This window comes from Mesorhizobium sp. ESP7-2 (genome assembly GCF_020164715.1).
GTDB lineage: Bacteria > Pseudomonadota > Alphaproteobacteria > Rhizobiales > Rhizobiaceae > Mesorhizobium.
Window position 1 is genome coordinate 33486 of sequence record NZ_JAIUGQ010000013.1, and the last position, 15833, is coordinate 49318.

A 15833-nucleotide genomic window follows, 5' to 3' on the forward strand; every position below is an offset into this window, starting at 1 on the left:
ACGAGCCGGTTCGTCCGCAGATAGCCTTCCTTCTTCTTCCCGCCTCGACGCAAATCTCCGAAACCCTGCGCCGCCCCTCATCCACCTGCCGGCACCCCCTACAATGACGGGTAGAAGGAAGCTCTCCACCCACGCTTTCTTAAGGTGTCTTCGCTACACCGAAGCCTGAAAAGAGGCGGAAAACGGAGACAAATCGGGGTGCGCTTTTCCGCGGCCACGACTGCCGGGCGGTTCTTGCCGCAGCGTTTGGCGCTGCGCGTGGGGCCGCTGCTTGACCGCATCGATGCCGCGCTGTTCACCGCCGATGAACGCGGCGAGGCCGGCCGCATGTCGGTCATCGCCTTCTCCATCCGCATCGTCAGCGCCGTCATCGCCTTCATCAGCCAGGTGTTGATGGCGCGCTGGATGGGCTCGTTCGAATACGGTATCTTCGTGCTGGTCTGGGTGACGATGGTCATCGTCGGCAACCTCGCCTGCCTCGGCTTCCACACATCGGTCATCCGCTTCATTCCCGAATACCGCGAGCGCGGCCTGATGGACGAATTGCGCGGCATCGTCGTGGCCAGCCGCCTGTTCGTGCTGATCGCCTCGACACTGATCGCCGGGCTCGGCGCCCTCGGTGTCTGGCTAGCCGCACCCTGGATCGAAAACTACTACGTGATACCGTTCATCCTCGGCGTCATCTGCCTGCCGATGATCGCGCTGTCGGATTTGCTGCAAGGGCTGGCGCGCGCCAATTCATGGGCATTGTTCGCGCTGTCGCCGACCTACCTTATACGGCCGGTGCTGATCCTGCTGTTCATGGCGCTGATGCTGTGGGCGGGCTACGCCCCTGACGCGCGGACGGCGATCTTCGCCTCGATCGCCGCTACCTACGTCACCACGCTAAGCCAGCTCATCGGCATCACCCAGCGCATGGAAAGGCAGATACCGGCCGGCCCGATGAAAGTGCATTTCGCGCAATGGTTCGTCGTCTCGCTGCCGATCTTCCTGGTCGAGAGCTTCTTCTTCCTACTGACCAATGCCGATGTGCTGATGGTCGGCGCCTATATGGATCCCAACGACGTCGCCGTCTATTTCGCCACGGTTAAGACACTGGCGCTGGTGCATTTCGTCTATTTCGCGGTCAAGGCCGGCGTCGCCCAGCGCTACGCGCAGTTCACCCATGGCGAGCCGGAAAAGCTTGCCGTCTTCGCCCGCGAGACGGTGTCGTGGACATTCTGGCCCTCGCTGCTGATGGCGTTCCTGGTGCTGGCGCTGGGCGAACCGATGCTGGTGCTGTTCGGCCCGGAATTCACGTCCGGCTATCCGCTTCTGTTCCTGCTCGTCTTCGGCGTCGTGGCGCGCGCCGCCGTCGGTCCTTGCGAAAGCCTGCTCACCATGAGCGGCAACCAGAATGTCTGCGCCGCCGTCTATGCCATGACACTCGCCTTCAACATCGGGCTCAACGTGGTGCTGATCCCGCTTTTCGGCCTGTGGGGCGCGGCCATGGCCACCGCCTTTGCGATGATCTTCGAGGCCGGCGCGCTGTCCTTCACGGTCTGGCGCAAGCTCGGCATCGTCATGGCGATCTTCGTGCCTGCCAAAGGAGCCGCCTGATGGCCGCCATCCCCTTGCTCGAGGAAACCAGCGGCGGTCCCGCCGGCGCCATGGTGTCCGGCCTTGCCGGGCTGGCGCGCGACGCCGACCCGGCCCATATCGAGATCCTCGCCAACAACCGGCCCGAGCGCAAACTGGCCATCTACCCGGCATCGGCCGGCTTCGACCTGGTCGAGGAACTGGACTATCTCTGCGCCCGCACGATCGAGCCGAACGTCTTCTTCAACCCACGCTTCCTGGCGCCGGCCATGCCCCGGCTGGAAGACCGCGAGGTGCGTCTTGCCGTGATCCGCGACGGCGATGAATACCGCAACCGGCTGCGCCTGCTGGTGCCGATCTCGGTGGAACGGCCGGTGGTGCCGCTGGGCGTGCCGGTCATGCGCACATGGTCGAGCCCGTTCGGCCCGCTCGGCACGCCGCTGATCGACCGCGACGATCCGGTCGGCGTGGTCGAGGATTTCTTCTCGATGCTGTCGCGCCCGCATTTGAAGCTGCCGAAAGTCCTCGTCCTGCCCGACATCAGGCTGGACGGTCCTGTGGCGAGCTTGATCGGCACCGTGGCCGAGACGCGCGGCCTGATGCTGGTCACCACGGGCCAGACCCCGCGCCCGGTGCTGGAGAGCGAGCTCGAGGGCGACGATTATCTGAAGGCTTCGCTGCGCGCGCACCATTATCGCGAGTTCCGCCGCCTCAAGCGGCGCCTCGGCGATCTCGGCAAGCTCGAACATGTCGTGGCACGCGGCCCCGAGGAGATCCGCCACGCCATCGAACACTTCCTGACGCTGGAAGCGTCCGGCTGGAAAGGCCGCGAGCGCACCGCCATGGCGATCGACCGTTTCCGCGCCGCCTTCGCGCGCGAGGCGGTGCACCGGCTGGCCGAACAGGACATGTGCCGCATCCATTCGCTGACGCTCGACGGCCGCACCATCGCTTGCCTGATCGTCTTCGTCGAGGCCGGCGTCGCCTATACCTGGAAGACCGCCTATGACGAGACGCTGGCCGTCTATTCGCCCGGCACGCTGCTGATGATCGAGGTCACCAGGCAGCATCTCGACGACCCCAACATCATGATGACCGATTCCTGCGCCGTGCCCGACCACCCGGTGATGAGCCGGCTATGGAGCGAGCGCAAACCGGTCGGCACGCTGGTGATCGGGTTGATCAGGGACTCCGACCGTCTCGCCCGCCAGGCCGCCTCGCAACTGCACCTCTACCGCGAGACCCGCAACATGGCGCGCCTGCTGCGCAACCGGATGAAGAGTTTGCTGAAAAGGCGGTAGTGCCATCGAGAGCATGGATCGGCCGCGGGAGGAAGTTTGGGTGCCCTTGCAAGGCATAGATTGGTGAATCCCCTTCTAGCGCTATTCATCCCGCCAGATCACGCGGCGCACGAATTTGATCCCAACCAACCGACGGTATCGAACTCTAACCGCCTCCTCACCGACAAGGTGGAGCAATTCCGCATCTATGCTCTCGCTCGTGCGGCATATCTGGCAGGTCATCCTGCCGCGCAGCGCCTCGATCGGTACATTCCCGTAGACTTCTCTCAACTCTGCCGGCTTGAAGAACCGTTTGATGTTGCAGTTCCGGCAACGAATGAGCGCGACCTGCCCCGCATTGTGGGCATGCATAAGGGTCCATGGCGCGCCTTTGTGCCATCGTTCGGGTTGGTCGGGCATACGGCAGAAAGAGGAACATATTCCTCTCTCGTCAAGAGTGGGGTTGCCACTTTGTACCAGTTTCGTTCACTTTGCTAAATTAGCCGCAGGAGCCATCCCGTCTCATGCTCGAGATGGTTTGACCGGTGATCGGCCGTCGCTCGTCACGAGCGTTCGGATCGAACTGTCTCCACGGAAAGCGACCCGGCCGGAAGCGGCTGTAAAAGGTCGGCCTCGGGCTCCGTCAGATTGATCCAGCCGGACCACTTCTCTGGCTGGAGCACCACGACCTGGCGATTGTGGTACGGCGCGACGTCTGGTCCCGGCTCAGTCGTCAACATCGTAAATGTCGGCGGCTTGTTGCCGGTCCCTTCGCGCCACAAGCCTGCAATCGCCATGAATGGCGCGCGGTTCAGCGTAAACCGATGCTTTGCCTTGGGGTACTTCGTGCCCGTGAATTCGAAGAACCCCGACGCCGGCACCAGACAGCGCTTGCTATTCCCGAATTGCCGGCCTTCCGAGCGGAAGTTGAAGACAGGGCCGCCCTTTGGCCCGACCGGTGGAAATCCGAACGCCATCGAAGCCAGTTCTACCGCGTCGCCGGCAGCGCGCATGATTGGTGCCGGATCGTTAATGTGGATGTCGTCCACCCTTGGCAAATCGAGTTCACTTTGATGATCCGGGATTTTGAGCGCCAGCGACGCCATCGTGCGGCAATATTCGGCCCAAGCGACATGTTGCTCGTAATCGTTGCACATGAATGGCTCCGGAGCGCTCACCGCCACCTAAAACTACGGCGCGAGCCCGAAATGGCAAGCAGGTCACCAACGATGTCGGCTTCGGTCTCGGCATTAACAAATGCAGCGCGCGCCCCCGGGACACGACCCAACAGGTTCTGGTTACCGGCAACTGAATATAGGCAAGCTATTCCGGAACATTTTAGCAGAGCTGGATGTTGGATGTCATGACGGGGCCATGCTCGCCCTGCTTTGGACAGAGCATCGAGGAGAGAACCATGGATTGGAACCGCATCGAAGGAAACTGGAAGCAATTCAAGGGCAAGGTGAAGGAACAGTGGGGCGATCTCACCGACGACGATCTCGACCAGATCGCCGGGAGGCGCGACCAGCTGGAGGGCAAGATTCAGGAACGCTACGGCATCGCGAAGGATCGCGTTCGCCAGGAGGTCGACGACTGGTATCGCCGCCAGACCTGGTAGTTCGTTCAAACATCCAATTTGCTGAGAGGGCGCCGGCATGGGCCGGCGTCTTTTTTTTCCGTCCTGGGCAGACGGCTGCGGTGCCCCCAGCTTGGTCTTGCAGATCGAGAACTGGCTGACGCTGGCAAAACTCCGGCCACACCGGCGCCTTCCGCTTTGAAAGCCTTCCGGGCGCAACCTCCGGTGACTGCTTGCTGAACTTCAAAGGGCGTATTGGTCGCGATGATCAAAACAAACGGCCATGGTCCGACCAATTGCGAAATTGACCACCGCCTCCACCAGGGCATCATCGCTGCATGGCCAGTCCGGCGCCAGGCGTCGAACCTCCGCGATCACTTCCCGGGTGGAGACTATCGCAAATGCCTCCCGCCCTAATAGCGTTATGGAAACAAGCTCTTCGCTTGTCAGGCGAGGTAAGATCCGATGCCGCGTCATGTTCACCGCGTTTCCTCCCAACGATGAACGTTAAAGATAGAGCCTAGCGCGAAGCCCTGAGGTCAGCGAGCTAAAATGTGGTCTGACCAAAATGGCTCACGCCCTCGGTATTGGGGTTGGATTTGTTGACTTCAAAGCGATCAAATGGTGCCCCTAGCCGGGATCGAACCAGCACTCCTTGCGGAACTCGATTTTGAGTCGAGCGCGTCTACCAATTCCGCCATAGGGGCTCAGGCCGGGCGGCCTGGATGGGCGCGGACTATACGGTCGGAGGCCTGTTCGTCAACTGGCCAATTCTCGGTATCGCACCGGATTCGACCAATCTTCGCCTTTCGATTTCGTGGCGCTGCTGCCATTGTGCAGCGCGGAAAATCTTTCTAGACAGGCTGCGCATCAAAGCACGGCGTGTCTGGAGACATGGGTGCGGCGCGGTTTTGGGTCACATGCACTAGGAGAGCCTATGCTTCGCGGACTGTACGACTGGACCCTGTCGCTGGCGGCGCGCAAATCCGCCGAATGGTGGCTGGCCTTCATCGCCTTCGTCGAAAGCTCGGTGTTCCTGGTGCCGGCCGACGTGCTCTATCTGCCGATGGCGTTGTCGCGGCCGGATCGCGCCTATCGCTATGCGCTGATCGCCACCGTCGCCTCGGTGTTGGGCGGCATTGCCGGCTGGTTCATCGGCCACTACGCCTATGACGCGGTGGCGCGGCCTATCCTGGAATTCTATGGCAAGTATGACGAGTTCGAGCAATTGCGCTCCTCTGCGGGCATAAGCATCGAGTTCATTGCCCTGATGCTGGTCACCTCGGGTGCCGCGCATCTGCCGCCCATCAAGGTGGTGACGATCCTGTCCGGCGCCCTGGGCGTCAACCTGGCGCTGTTCATCGTGCTGGCCATCATCGCGCGCGGCGGCCGCTTCCTACTCCTGGCGTGGCTTTTGCGCCGCTATGGCGAGCCAATCCGCGAATTCATCGAAAAGCGCCTGGGCCTGATCGCCGGCGCCGCCGCGGTTGCCCTGATTTTGCTCTATATTCTGATCAAATACGCTCTCTGAGGCTCTCTCGAAACCGGGTGACGGTTTGGAGAGGGGCAAGCAGACCTGGCGGACGGCGAACACAGTGGACGAGAAACCCATGACAGCGACCATGAATGCCGATACTGGACGCCAGCGGACGCGAGCAGCCTTGTTTCTCGCGGTCGCGATGGCCGCGACCGTTGGTTCGGCGCTCGGCTTCCAGCACATTGGCGGCTACATCCCCTGCCATCTCTGCCTGGAACAGCGCACGCCATATTACATCGGCGTGCCGTTGATGGTGCTGGCGGCGATCGCATCGATGCTGCAAGCGCCGGCATGGGTGACGCGCGGCCTGCTGGCCATCGGCGGCCTCCTGATGCTCTACGGCCTCTATCTCGGCGTCTACCACTCCGGCGTCGAATGGGCATGGTGGCAGGGTCCGGCCGATTGCACGGCAGGCGCCGGCCCGGTCGACACCGGCGGCAAGGGCGTGCTCGACGCGCTCGACAAATTCGTACCGCCCTCCTGCGACAAGGCGGCGCTGCGCATCCTCGGCCTGTCGCTGGCCGGCTGGAACGCCATCGCCAGCCTGATCCTCGCCGCCGTCGCCTTCCGCGGCGCGCTGGCCCGCGATTAAACCAGCGCGAAGCAGAGTTCGTCCAGAAATTCGGCAAGCTGAATCGAATGGCGCGGCTTTCGAGAACCGGAGCGGAGCGTACTTAAGTACGTGAACACCGGAAGCGCAGAAAGCTGAGTCAGGCGGCCAGCATGGCGGATTTCTGACGAACTCTATGGCTCCAGTTCGACATCCCAGTATAGATAATCCATCCAGCTTTCATGCAGATGGTTGGGCGGGAACAGCCGGCCGTTGTTGTGCAGATCGTGCACCGTCGGCTGGTACGGCTTCTGCAGCGGCCACATCTTGGCCTGCGACGGCATCATGCCGCCCTTCCTCAAATTGCAGGGCGAACAGGCGGCGACGACGTTCTCCCATGTCGTGGCACCGCCGCGATGGCGAGGGATGACATGGTCGAAGGTCAGGTCGTCGGGCGTGCTGCAATACTGGCACTGGAAACGATCGCGCAGGAAGACGTTGAAGCGGGTGAAGGCCGGATGCCTGGACGGCTTCACATAGGCCTTCAGGCTGACCACGCTCGGCAGCTTCATCGAGAAGGTCGGCGAGGATACCGCGTGCTCGTATTCGGCGACGATGTTCACCCGGTCGAGGAACACCGCTTTGATGGCATCCTGCCAGGACCAGAGCGACAAGGGGTAATAGCTGAGCGGACGGTAATCCGCATTCAGCACCAGCGCTGGAAGCCCATCCGGAGATACGGCAACCGTCACCTTGTTGACCTCCTTGGTTCGCACATGACCCCGAAAATCGAACTCGACTTTCGGAAAGGGTCACGCGCTGCTTCAAAAGCCCGACCGTTCGGCGCGGATACTGTAAGCCTGACATGACAGGGATGTGAAGCGGATTGTCGCTCGCGCGACGTGCCAAAAACGCATGTTTTTTATGCTTTTTTGCGGATTGAGGCCGGCGGTGCGGCGTCCCGGCCCCTGGTTTCGCGATAATAGGACCAGAAAAGCCGCGATGCGACACCTCGCCACGGGCTCCATGATTCGGCCAGCGCGATCAGCGTTTTCTCCGCTGGACGCGGGTCGATGCCCAGCGCGTGGCCGACAGCGCTCTGCAGGGCGACATCGCGCGCCGGGAAAATATCGGGGTGCCCGGCGGCAAACAAAAGATACACTTCCGCCGTCCAGGGACCAATGCCGGGCACGGCCGTCATCCTGGTGATTGCCTCCCTGGCGTCGAGCGAACAAAGGTGATGCAGGTCGAGCCCGTCGGCTACGGCCTGCGCGACCGCGATGAGGCCGCGCTGCTTGGGCCGCGACAGGCCGGCCTCGCGAAACATGTCCTCGCCGGCGGCCAGGATCGCCTGCGGCGTCAGCGGATCGACTAGCTTTGTCAGCCGGCCGAAGATGGCATCGGCGCTGGCCCGCGACACCTGTTGCGAGACGATGATCGAGGCCAGGCTCCTGAAACCGGGCTCCGAAAGCCTGAGCGGCACCTCGCCGGCCATGCCGCGCACCTTTTCCAGCCGTGGGTCGAGCGCGCAGAGCGCATCGAGCCCCCGCTCAACGTCGTCCAGTGTCGCGATGCGCTCCATGGTATCCTTGTCCGCGAATGTGCAGCAAAGTAGCAACCGCCAAAACCACAGCACAACCCGATTGCCGCCCGAGACATGACGCTCCTGACATTCCGCTTCGCGCCCAGCCCCAACGGCGAACTGCATCTCGGCCACGCCTATTCGGCGCTGCTCAATCAGAAGCTGGCGATGCATGCGGGCGGCCGCCTGCTGCTGCGCATCGAGGATATCGACACGGCGCGCTGCACGCCGGAGTTCGAGGCGGGCATGCTTGCCGACCTGAAATGGCTGGGCCTGGGCTGGGAAGCGCCGGTGCGCCGCCAGTCGGAGCATTTCGCCGAGTACGGGACGGTGCTGGAGCGGCTGATCCGCGAGGAACTGGTCTATCCCGCCTTCATGAGCCGTGGCGAGATCAGGGCATTCATCGCCGACACCGAAAAGCGCGGACGCGACTGGCCGCGCGATCCCGATGGTGTGCCGCTCTATCCGCCGGCGGACAAGGCGCTGCCGATCAGGGAACGCAACCGGCGCATCGCCGAAAATGCGCCGTTCGCCTGGCGTCTGGACGTCGGCGCCGCCATGGCGCGTGCCGGCAAGGACCTCGCATGGGCCGAATTCAGCGGTGAGACGCTCTCCGCGACGCGTTCCGTCGAGGCTTGCCCGCAGGACTGGGGCGACGTGATCGTGGCGCGCCGCGACATCCCGACCAGCTATCACCTCGCCGTCGTCGTGGACGACGCGCTGCAAGGCGTCAGCCATGTCGTACGCGGACAGGACCTGTTTTCCGCGACCGGGGTGCAGCGGCTGCTCCAGGAGATTCTTGGGTTGCCGCAGCCGGCTTATTTCCATCACCGGCTTATCCTCGGGCCGGACGGGCGAAAACTGTCGAAGAGCCTCAAGGATACCGGCCTCGGCGCCTTGCGCGACGCGGGCGCTTCGCCTCACGACGTCAGAAGGATGGTCGGGCTTTGACCAGTACCATGTCTGGAGAAACGCTCCCCGGACGCGCGACACGTTCAATTCCCGTGACGCATGGATCAATCGTTTCGTTTTGCGCGCCGGGTTGAACAGGACTAGAGCATCACGGTCAATTCTCACCAGCGTGGCGGTTTCCGGAAAATGTCCAGCATCAAGCGGTTCATCCCCGCCACCTTCGTCGTCCTTTGGGCGACCGGCTTCATCGGGGCGCGTTACGCCATGCCGTGGGCGGAGCCGTTCACCTTCCTCGCCGCGCGCTTCGTGCTGGCCGCCATCTTGCTGGCCGTCCTGACGCTTGTGCTAGGCTCGAAACCAGCTACCCGCACCGAGGCGCTGCACGCCGCCGGCGCCGGCGTGCTGATGCAAGGCATCTATCTCGGCGCGGTCTTCTGGGCCATTCATAGGGGCATGCCGGCCGGTTTTTCGGCGCTGATCGTCGGCCTGCAGCCGCTGATCACCGCGGTGCTTGCCGGCAAATTTCTGGGCGAAGCCATCCTGCCGCGCCACTGGCTTGGCCTTGCTATCGGGCTGATCGGCATCGTCATCGTGCTCTGGCCAAAACTCGGAGCGCTCGGCGGCGGCGTGACGGCGGCGACGCTGAGCGCGTCGCTGGTCTCGGTGCTCGGCATGAGTGCCGGAACCGTCTGGCAGAAGCGTTTTGCTTCCGGCGGCGACCTCGTATCGGCCACCATGTGGCAATATGTCGGCGGCGCTTCGCTGATGATCCTGGCTTCACTCGCCTTCGAAACGCAAACCGTCGTCATCAATGGCGAATTGATCTTCGCCATGGCCTGGCTGCTGCTGGTGCTGTCGCTCGGCGCCATCTTGCTTCTGATGGTGATGATCCGCGACGGCGAGATGTCGAAAGTGGCGTCGTTGTTCTACCTGGTGCCGGCGGTGACGGCCATCATCGCCTGGGCCCTGTTCAACGAACAGCTCAATGCAGTTCAGATCGCCGGCATGGCGATCACCACGTTCGGCGTCGGCCTGGCAACGGCTCGACAGACCAAGGGAAGAATTGAGGAATTGAGGAATTGAGGAATTGAGGAATTTCATTAATTCTCCAGTTCTTCAATTCGCCATTTCTTCAATTCCTCGGCTCTTCAGTTCGGCCGGTCAACCGACCCGGGCACGCGCCTCCAGGTAACGGCTGATCGCGGCGTTGAGCTCGCCGCCGAGGATGAAGATCGCCGAGACGATGTAGAGAAAAACCACCGCGATCATGATCGAGGCGAGACCGGCATAGGTCGTCACATAGGACGAGAAATGGTCGAGATAGGTGGCGAACATCGTCGAGCCGATAAGCCATGCGGCCAGCGTGAAGACGATGCCCGGTATCAGCGAGACGAACCGGCGCTTGCCGGCCGGCAGCCAGTAGTGGACGGCGAAAAGTCCGCCGATGATGACAGTTGAGGCAATGACGTAGCGCCACAGCGTGATCGTGCCCGTATAGGGTTTGATCCACACGAAATGGGCTTCCGCCAGCCGCGCCAGCAGGGGCGCGAACACCAGCAGCACGCTGATAGCCAGGAACCCGGCGGTCGCGATCAGCACGAAGAAGATGCTCTGCACCCGGCGATAAATGATGCCGCGCGTCTCCGTGACCCGATAGGCGCGGTTGAGCGACGTGCGCAGCGCCTCGATGCCGTTGGAGGCAAAGTAGGCGGCAAGCAGCACGCCATAGGTCAACAGGTCGGTGCGCCTGACGGTCAGCACGTTCAGCACTTCGCGCGCGATAGGCTTGGCGATCTGCTCGGGCCATGTGTCGAAGACCAGATGCACGGCTGTGTCGGCAAAGGCCTGGGCGCCGAGGAAGCTGGCCAGCGTCGTGGCGAAGATCAGGAACGGAAACAGCGCCATCAGCGAGGTGATCGCCAGATGGCTGGCCATCGCCCAGCCGTCATCGGTGTTGAAATGGCCGAGCGCGTCGTAGAGCACGCGGCGCAGGGCGACAATATTCCGCAGCAAGAACGCGCGCTCCCTTCGATTGTCTCGACGCCGCGAATATGGGAAGGGAATGCTGCAAATGGCAACCCTTCGTCAGACCTCGAATTCTCCAGCGGCAGAGTTGCGCACCATCATCGTCACCGGTGCGTCTTCCGGCATAGGCGCCTATTGCGCCCGTGCATTGAAGGCCGAGGGCTGGCGGGTGTTCGCGACGGCGCGCAAGCCGCAGGACATCGCCGCACTCGAAGCGGACGGAATCGAGGCATTCTATCTCGATTACACTGAACCGGCATCGATCGCCGCCCTGGTGACGGCAGTGCTCGACCGCACCGGCGGCAAGCTCGACGCGCTGTTCAACAATGGCGCCTACGCGCAGGCAGGCGCCGTCGAGGATCTGCCCGTTGCGGCGCTCAAGGAGCAGTTCGAGGCCAATTTCTTCGGCTGGCACGACCTGACCCGCCGTCTGGTCCCGGTGATGCGCCGCCAGGGCCACGGCCGCCTCGTCCATTGCTCATCGATCCTGGGTCTCGTGCCGGTGCGCTTCCGCGGCGCCTATTCGGCGTCCAAGCATGCCTTGGAGGCCTTGATGCTCTGCCAGCGCCAGGAACTGGCCGGCAGCGGCATCCATGTCTCGCTGATCGAGCCGGGGCCGGTGAAATCGAAGATCGCCAGCAACGGCCTGCCCTGGTTCCTCGGGAATATCGACCACGAGAATTCCGTGCATCGCGCCGACTATGCCGGGCAGCTCGAGCGCATGCGCGCCGGCGGCAGTCAATCGGCGCTGAAGCCCGGGCCGGAAGTGGTCCACAAGGTGCTTTGCCATGCACTTCTGTCGCGGCGCCCACGCCCGCACTATGTGGTAACAATGCCGGCCAAGATCGGTGCCATGCTCAAACGCATCCTGCCGGCAACGATGCTCCACCGCCTGCTCGCCAAGCGCGCCTGAACAAGAAAAGAACTGGAAACGCAAAATGGCCACCGTCTTCAACATCCTTGCCATATTGGTCATGGCCGCCGTGGTGGTCGTTCTGATAAGGGGCCTCATCAACATGATGCGCGGCGGCTCCGGTATGACCTCCAACAAGTTGATGCAGACCCGTGTTCTGCTGCAGGCGGTGGCGCTGGCGCTGATCCTGCTGGCCGTGTATTTCACCCGCAAGTGAGGCCTTTCGGGAGGCGATGTGGTCAAGCTCAACAAGATCTACACCCGTACCGGAGACGACGGCACAACCGGGCTCGGCACTGGTGAGCGGCGGCTGAAATCCGATCTCAGGGTGGACGCCTATGGCACGGTCGACGAAGCCAATGCCTGCATCGGCATGGCTCGCGTGCACACCGCACAGAATTATCAGGCGATCGACGCCATGCTTGCCCGCATCCAGAACGACCTTTTCGACCTCGGCGCCGATCTCGCCGTGCCTGATGACGGCAAGCCGCTTGGCTACGAGCCGTTGCGCATCGTTGCCGCGCAGACCGACCGTGTCGAGCACGACATCGACCTCCTCAACAAGCACCTCCAGCCGCTGAAATCCTTCGTGCTGAACGGCGGCACGCCGGCGGCGGCTGCCCTCCATCTCGCCCGCACCGTGGCCAGGCGAGCCGAGCGGCTGATGGTGGCCCTGGCTCAGGACCCGGCCGAACACGTCAACCGCGACGGGCTGAAATACATCAACCGCGTCTCGGATTTCCTGTTTGTCGCCGCCCGGGCGGTCAATGACAATGGAAATGCCGACGTGCTATGGGTTCCCGGCAAGAACCGCTGAACGGACCGAAAGGCGGGGGGCCGACGACAAATGTTCATCCCGCTTTACGACACCAACAGGTTGCGCCATATCAGGCTGCAATATGTGACGATCGGGCTGATCGTCGCCAACACCGTGGTCTATTGCGCCACGGCGCTCGGCGGCGAGAACTTCACCAATGCCGCCGTGCTCGGCCTAGGCTTCATCCCCTCCGTCGTTCACGACACGGCCGAGCTCGACCCTCGCTTTGTCATCATCCCCGAGAGCCTGAGCTACCTCACCTACTCTTTCCTGCATGCCGACATTTTCCATCTCGGCGGCAACATGCTGTTCCTTTGGGTGTTCGGTGACAATGTCGAGGACGCGCTCGGCCACATCCGCTACCTGATCTTCTATCTCCTGTGCGCCATCGCCGGAGCCGCTTTCCAGGGGCTCGTCGCCTGGGATTCGCAAGCGCCGCTGATCGGCGCCTCGGGCGCCATTGCCGGCGTGGTCGTCGCCTACCTGATCCTCTATCCCAGGGTGAAGGTGTGGGTGCTTGCGTTTGCCCGCATCCCGTTGCGCATTCCAGCCTTCATCCCGCTCGTCCTGTGGGTGCTGTTCCAGGTCGTCATGTTCGCGGCCGGTGGCGAGGATCAAATCTCCTGGGCCTGCCACATCGGCGGCATCATTGCCGGCGCGGTCCTGGTGCTCGTCCTGCGCAGTCGCGGCGTGCCGCTGTTTGCCCCCGCTGACGAGGACGCCGTGGTTCCGACCTCCGAACAGCAGCCGGCAGTTGGCGAACCGGCGACGCCCGAAAACTCCACCACTGCGGCGCGCTGGGGTCGCGGAAACCCTTCTGGCCCAAACTGAACCGATTTGAGCTTGCTTCCAGCGTATTGACGACAAGGGTTGCCACAATTACGGAAACGTCTCCGTCGCAGCCCAAGGCGGTTAAGGAGCAGCCCCAAGGCGGGCAAAGACCAGAATTTCCATCCGGCCAGAATTCCGTCTGGCCGGAATTCAGTCAGGAATGTCGGCTTTCGACAACTCAGAAAGGGCGCAGGCTGCTATAGCGCGCCCGATTAGCGTGAAGAGGTGACAGGCAAATGAAGATCCTTGTGCCCGTGAAGCGGGTTGTGGACGCGAATGTGAAGGTTCGCGTGAAGGCCGATGGTTCGGCGGTGGAACTCGCCAACGTCAAGATGGCGATGAACCCGTTCGACGAGATCGCGGTCGAGGAAGCGATCCGGATCAAGGAAGCCGGCAAGGCCGAAGAGATCATCGTCGTCTCGATCGGCCCGCAGCAGGCGCAGGAAACGCTGCGCACCGCGCTCGCCATGGGCGCCGACCGCGCCATCCTGGTCAAGACCGACGAACAGACCGAGCCGCTCGGCGTCGCCAAGGTGCTGAAGGGCGTGGTCGAGGCGGAGAAGCCAGGCCTTGTCATTCTCGGCAAGCAGGCGATCGACGACGATTCCAACCAGACCGGTCAGATGCTGGCCGCCCTGCTTGGCTGGGCGCAGGGCACCTTCGCTTCCAAGGTCGTGCTCGAGGGCGACCATGCCAAGGTGACGCGCGAGGTCGACGGCGGCCTGCAGACGGTGGAGCTGAAGATGCCGGCGATCGTCACCGCCGACCTTCGCCTCAACCAGCCGCGCTATGCCTCGCTGCCCAACATTATGAAAGCCAAGAAGAAGCCGCTGGACGAGAAGAGCCCGGCCGATTACGGCGCCGACGTCAAGCCGCGCCTCAAGGTCATCAAGACCGAGGAGCCGGGCGGCCGCAAGGCAGGCGTCAAGGTCAAGAGCGTCGCCGAACTGGTCGACAAGCTCAAGAACGAAGCCGGCGTTTTGTAAGGAAATCCAATGAGGCCGGCCTGCAAACGGCCGGTCTCTGCGCTCGCCGAGGCGACGTACTGAAGTACGCTCCGCTCCGGTTCTCGAAACCAACCGTTTTCGGCTCTGCCTGACCGGATTTCAGGGAGCTTTGAAGACGAAAGTCAGGGACAGAACAAATGGCAATTCTCCTCATCGCCGAACACGATAACGCCACGCTTTCCGACCAGACCGCCAAGGCGCTTTCGGCCGCCCTGCAGATCGGCTCGGACGTCCATGTGCTGGTGGCCGGCAAGGGTGCCAAGGGTGCGGCTGATGCCGCCGCCAAGCTCAAGGGCGTGAGCAAGGTTCTTTTGGCCGAGGCCGACGAACTCGCCGAGCGCCTGGCCGAGCCGGCGGCGGCACTGGTCGTCTCGCTGGCTGGCGCCTACGACACGATCATCGCGCCGGCGACATCCGCCGGCAAGAACGTCGTGCCGCGCGTGGCGGCACTCCTCGATGTCGCGCAGGTCTCCGAGATCATCGAAGTGGTCTCGCCGGACACCTTCAAGCGTCCGATCTATGCCGGCAACGCCATCCAGACGGTGCAGTCGAGCGACGCCAAGAAGGTCATCACGGTGCGCACCGCCTCCTTCCAGGCGGCACCCGAGGGCGGCTCGGCTTCGGTCGACACGGTTCATGCGGCGGCCAATCCCGGCCTGTCCACCTTCGTCGAGAACAAGCTGTCGGAGACCGACCGTCCGGAGCTGACCTCGGCCAAGATCATCATCTCGGGCGGTCGCGCGCTCGGTTCCTCGGAAAAATTCCAGGAGGTCATCCTGCCGGTCGCCGACAAGCTCGGTGCCGCCGTCGGCGCCTCTCGCGCCGCCGTCGATGCCGGTTACGCCCCGAACGACTGGCAGGTCGGCCAGACCGGCAAGGTCGTCGCCCCCGATCTCTACATCGCGGTCGGCATCTCCGGCGCCATCCAGCACCTCGCCGGCATGAAGGATAGCAAGGTCATCGTCGCCATCAACAAGGACGAGGAGGCACCGATCTTCCAGGTTGCCGACTATGGCCTGGTCGGCGACCTCTTCGTCATCCTGCCGGAGTTGCAGAAGGCACTTTGACGCTTCCGCGCAACCGTATTAAATTGCTAGGGGTGGGGTAGACGAAGTCACCCCGCCCTTTTAGTTTGCATCGCACAATAAGCAGGCCACAAGGCTGAGAGCAATTCCAGCGGCAGTGCGCAGGGTTTTTGCGCCGGGAACTGCTGGAAAACAAAGAG

At 62.9% G+C, this 15833-nt stretch carries 18 protein-coding genes and 1 tRNA gene; 13 read left to right on the plus strand and 6 right to left on the minus strand.

Features of this window, described 5'->3' with window-relative positions:
• The first annotated feature begins 198 nt into the window (after positions 1 to 198).
• Entirely contained in the window at positions 199 to 1599 is a 1401-nt protein-coding gene (locus tag LB543_RS14900) for an oligosaccharide flippase family protein (protein ID WP_140809406.1), read from the plus strand.
• Complete coding sequence (locus LB543_RS14905; RefSeq protein WP_224614591.1) at positions 1599 to 2879, plus strand: GNAT family N-acetyltransferase; 1281 nt, start codon at positions 1599 to 1601, stop codon at positions 2877 to 2879. Before LB543_RS14900 ends, LB543_RS14905 begins: the two co-directional genes overlap by 1 nt.
• A 542-nt stretch (positions 2880 to 3421) precedes the next feature.
• On the opposite strand, the gene LB543_RS14910 is transcribed toward LB543_RS14905, so the two are convergent.
• Entirely contained in the window at positions 3422 to 4015 is a 594-nt protein-coding gene (locus LB543_RS14910; protein WP_224614592.1) for an SOS response-associated peptidase, read from the minus strand.
• Positions 4016 to 4272: 257 nt separating this feature from the next.
• Here LB543_RS14910 and LB543_RS14915 point away from each other — a divergent pair, with 257 nt between their 5' ends.
• Entirely contained in the window at positions 4273 to 4476 is a 204-nt protein-coding gene (locus tag LB543_RS14915) for a CsbD family protein (protein WP_140754230.1), read from the plus strand.
• A gap of 201 nt (positions 4477 to 4677) precedes the next feature.
• Here the strand turns inward: LB543_RS14915 and LB543_RS14920 are convergent, their stop codons facing one another.
• Together LB543_RS14920 and LB543_RS14925 are read right to left on the minus strand one after the other, a co-directional pair.
• Positions 4678 to 4917 (minus strand): hypothetical protein, encoded by a 240-nt coding sequence (locus LB543_RS14920; protein WP_140754232.1) that lies wholly within the window; start codon positions 4915 to 4917, stop codon positions 4678 to 4680.
• A gap of 139 nt (positions 4918 to 5056) precedes the next feature.
• A tRNA-Leu gene (locus tag LB543_RS14925) sits at positions 5057 to 5141 on the minus strand.
• A 230-nt stretch (positions 5142 to 5371) separates the two neighbouring features.
• Here LB543_RS14925 and LB543_RS14930 point away from each other — a divergent pair.
• Positions 5372 to 5965 (plus strand): YqaA family protein, encoded by a 594-nt coding sequence (locus tag LB543_RS14930; protein WP_224614593.1) that lies wholly within the window; start codon positions 5372 to 5374, stop codon positions 5963 to 5965.
• Positions 5966 to 6044: 79 nt separating this feature from the next.
• Entirely contained in the window at positions 6045 to 6563 is a 519-nt protein-coding gene (locus tag LB543_RS14935) for a disulfide bond formation protein B (RefSeq protein ID WP_224595113.1), read from the plus strand.
• 152 nt (positions 6564 to 6715) lie between these two features.
• Here LB543_RS14935 and LB543_RS14940 read toward each other — a convergent pair whose 3' ends face one another.
• Both LB543_RS14940 and LB543_RS14945 read right to left on the minus strand, forming a co-directional pair.
• Positions 6716 to 7273: an HNH endonuclease gene (locus LB543_RS14940; RefSeq protein ID WP_027143453.1), complete on the minus strand. Its 558-nt coding sequence runs from the start codon at positions 7271 to 7273 to the stop codon at positions 6716 to 6718.
• Between the two features lie 170 nt (positions 7274 to 7443).
• The gene (locus LB543_RS14945; RefSeq protein ID WP_224614594.1) at positions 7444 to 8103 is read right to left on the minus strand and encodes a DNA-3-methyladenine glycosylase family protein; all 660 of its coding nucleotides are present in this window, start codon (positions 8101 to 8103) and stop codon (positions 7444 to 7446) included.
• 75 nt (positions 8104 to 8178) lie between these two features.
• Between LB543_RS14945 and gluQRS the strand changes: the two genes are divergently transcribed.
• Together gluQRS and LB543_RS14955 are read left to right on the plus strand one after the other, a co-directional pair.
• The gene (gluQRS, locus tag LB543_RS14950; protein ID WP_224614595.1) at positions 8179 to 9054 is read left to right on the plus strand and encodes a tRNA glutamyl-Q(34) synthetase GluQRS; all 876 of its coding nucleotides are present in this window, start codon (positions 8179 to 8181) and stop codon (positions 9052 to 9054) included.
• Positions 9055 to 9201: 147 nt separating this feature from the next.
• Positions 9202 to 10098, plus strand: coding sequence for a DMT family transporter (locus tag LB543_RS14955; protein ID WP_224614596.1), 897 nt, complete (start codon positions 9202 to 9204; stop codon positions 10096 to 10098).
• A 78-nt stretch (positions 10099 to 10176) separates the two neighbouring features.
• Here LB543_RS14955 and LB543_RS14960 read toward each other — a convergent pair whose 3' ends face one another.
• Positions 10177 to 11028 carry a YihY/virulence factor BrkB family protein gene (locus LB543_RS14960; protein ID WP_140754244.1) on the minus strand — a complete coding sequence of 284 codons (852 nt, stop codon included), beginning with the start codon at positions 11026 to 11028 and terminating at the stop codon, positions 10177 to 10179.
• Positions 11029 to 11086: 58 nt separating this feature from the next.
• Between LB543_RS14960 and LB543_RS14965 the strand changes: the two genes are divergently transcribed.
• The 6 genes from LB543_RS14965 (at position 11087) to LB543_RS14990 (ending at position 15675) form a co-directional block, all read left to right on the plus strand.
• Positions 11087 to 11953, plus strand: coding sequence for an SDR family oxidoreductase (locus tag LB543_RS14965; RefSeq protein ID WP_224614597.1), 867 nt, complete (start codon positions 11087 to 11089; stop codon positions 11951 to 11953).
• A 25-nt stretch (positions 11954 to 11978) separates the two neighbouring features.
• Positions 11979 to 12170 (plus strand): twin transmembrane helix small protein, encoded by a 192-nt coding sequence (locus LB543_RS14970; protein ID WP_224614598.1) that lies wholly within the window; start codon positions 11979 to 11981, stop codon positions 12168 to 12170.
• 18 nt (positions 12171 to 12188) lie between these two features.
• Positions 12189 to 12770 (plus strand): cob(I)yrinic acid a,c-diamide adenosyltransferase, encoded by a 582-nt coding sequence (locus LB543_RS14975; RefSeq protein ID WP_140754250.1) that lies wholly within the window; start codon positions 12189 to 12191, stop codon positions 12768 to 12770.
• A gap of 30 nt (positions 12771 to 12800) precedes the next feature.
• The gene (locus LB543_RS14980) at positions 12801 to 13601 is read left to right on the plus strand and encodes a rhomboid family intramembrane serine protease (protein ID WP_224614599.1); all 801 of its coding nucleotides are present in this window, start codon (positions 12801 to 12803) and stop codon (positions 13599 to 13601) included.
• A 236-nt stretch (positions 13602 to 13837) separates the two neighbouring features.
• Entirely contained in the window at positions 13838 to 14587 is a 750-nt protein-coding gene (locus tag LB543_RS14985) for an electron transfer flavoprotein subunit beta/FixA family protein (protein ID WP_140754254.1), read from the plus strand.
• A gap of 158 nt (positions 14588 to 14745) precedes the next feature.
• A complete protein-coding gene (locus LB543_RS14990; RefSeq protein ID WP_224614600.1) occupies positions 14746 to 15675 on the plus strand; it encodes an electron transfer flavoprotein subunit alpha/FixB family protein in 930 nt (309 codons plus the stop codon).
• Positions 15676 to 15833 lie beyond the last annotated feature (158 nt).

Bases quoted from the DNA above. Each gene is read 5' to 3' on its own strand.
- LB543_RS14905 (WP_224614591.1), top strand. From the start codon at position 1,599: ATGGCCGCCATCCCCTTGCTCGAGGAAACCAGCGGCGGTCCCGCCGGC.
- LB543_RS14910 (WP_224614592.1), bottom strand. From the start codon at position 4,015: ATGTGCAACGATTACGAGCAACATGTCGCTTGGGCCGAATATTGCCGC.
- LB543_RS14915 (WP_140754230.1), top strand. From the start codon at position 4,273: ATGGATTGGAACCGCATCGAAGGAAACTGGAAGCAATTCAAGGGCAAG.
- LB543_RS14930 (WP_224614593.1), top strand. From the start codon at position 5,372: ATGCTTCGCGGACTGTACGACTGGACCCTGTCGCTGGCGGCGCGCAAA.
- LB543_RS14935 (WP_224595113.1), top strand. From the start codon at position 6,045: ATGACAGCGACCATGAATGCCGATACTGGACGCCAGCGGACGCGAGCA.
- LB543_RS14945 (WP_224614594.1), bottom strand. From the start codon at position 8,103: ATGGAGCGCATCGCGACACTGGACGACGTTGAGCGGGGGCTCGATGCG.
- gluQRS (WP_224614595.1), top strand. From the start codon at position 8,179: ATGACGCTCCTGACATTCCGCTTCGCGCCCAGCCCCAACGGCGAACTG.
- LB543_RS14955 (WP_224614596.1), top strand. From the start codon at position 9,202: ATGTCCAGCATCAAGCGGTTCATCCCCGCCACCTTCGTCGTCCTTTGG.
- LB543_RS14965 (WP_224614597.1), top strand. From the start codon at position 11,087: ATGGCAACCCTTCGTCAGACCTCGAATTCTCCAGCGGCAGAGTTGCGC.
- LB543_RS14970 (WP_224614598.1), top strand. From the start codon at position 11,979: ATGGCCACCGTCTTCAACATCCTTGCCATATTGGTCATGGCCGCCGTG.
- LB543_RS14980 (WP_224614599.1), top strand. From the start codon at position 12,801: ATGTTCATCCCGCTTTACGACACCAACAGGTTGCGCCATATCAGGCTG.
- LB543_RS14985 (WP_140754254.1), top strand. From the start codon at position 13,838: ATGAAGATCCTTGTGCCCGTGAAGCGGGTTGTGGACGCGAATGTGAAG.
- LB543_RS14990 (WP_224614600.1), top strand. From the start codon at position 14,746: ATGGCAATTCTCCTCATCGCCGAACACGATAACGCCACGCTTTCCGAC.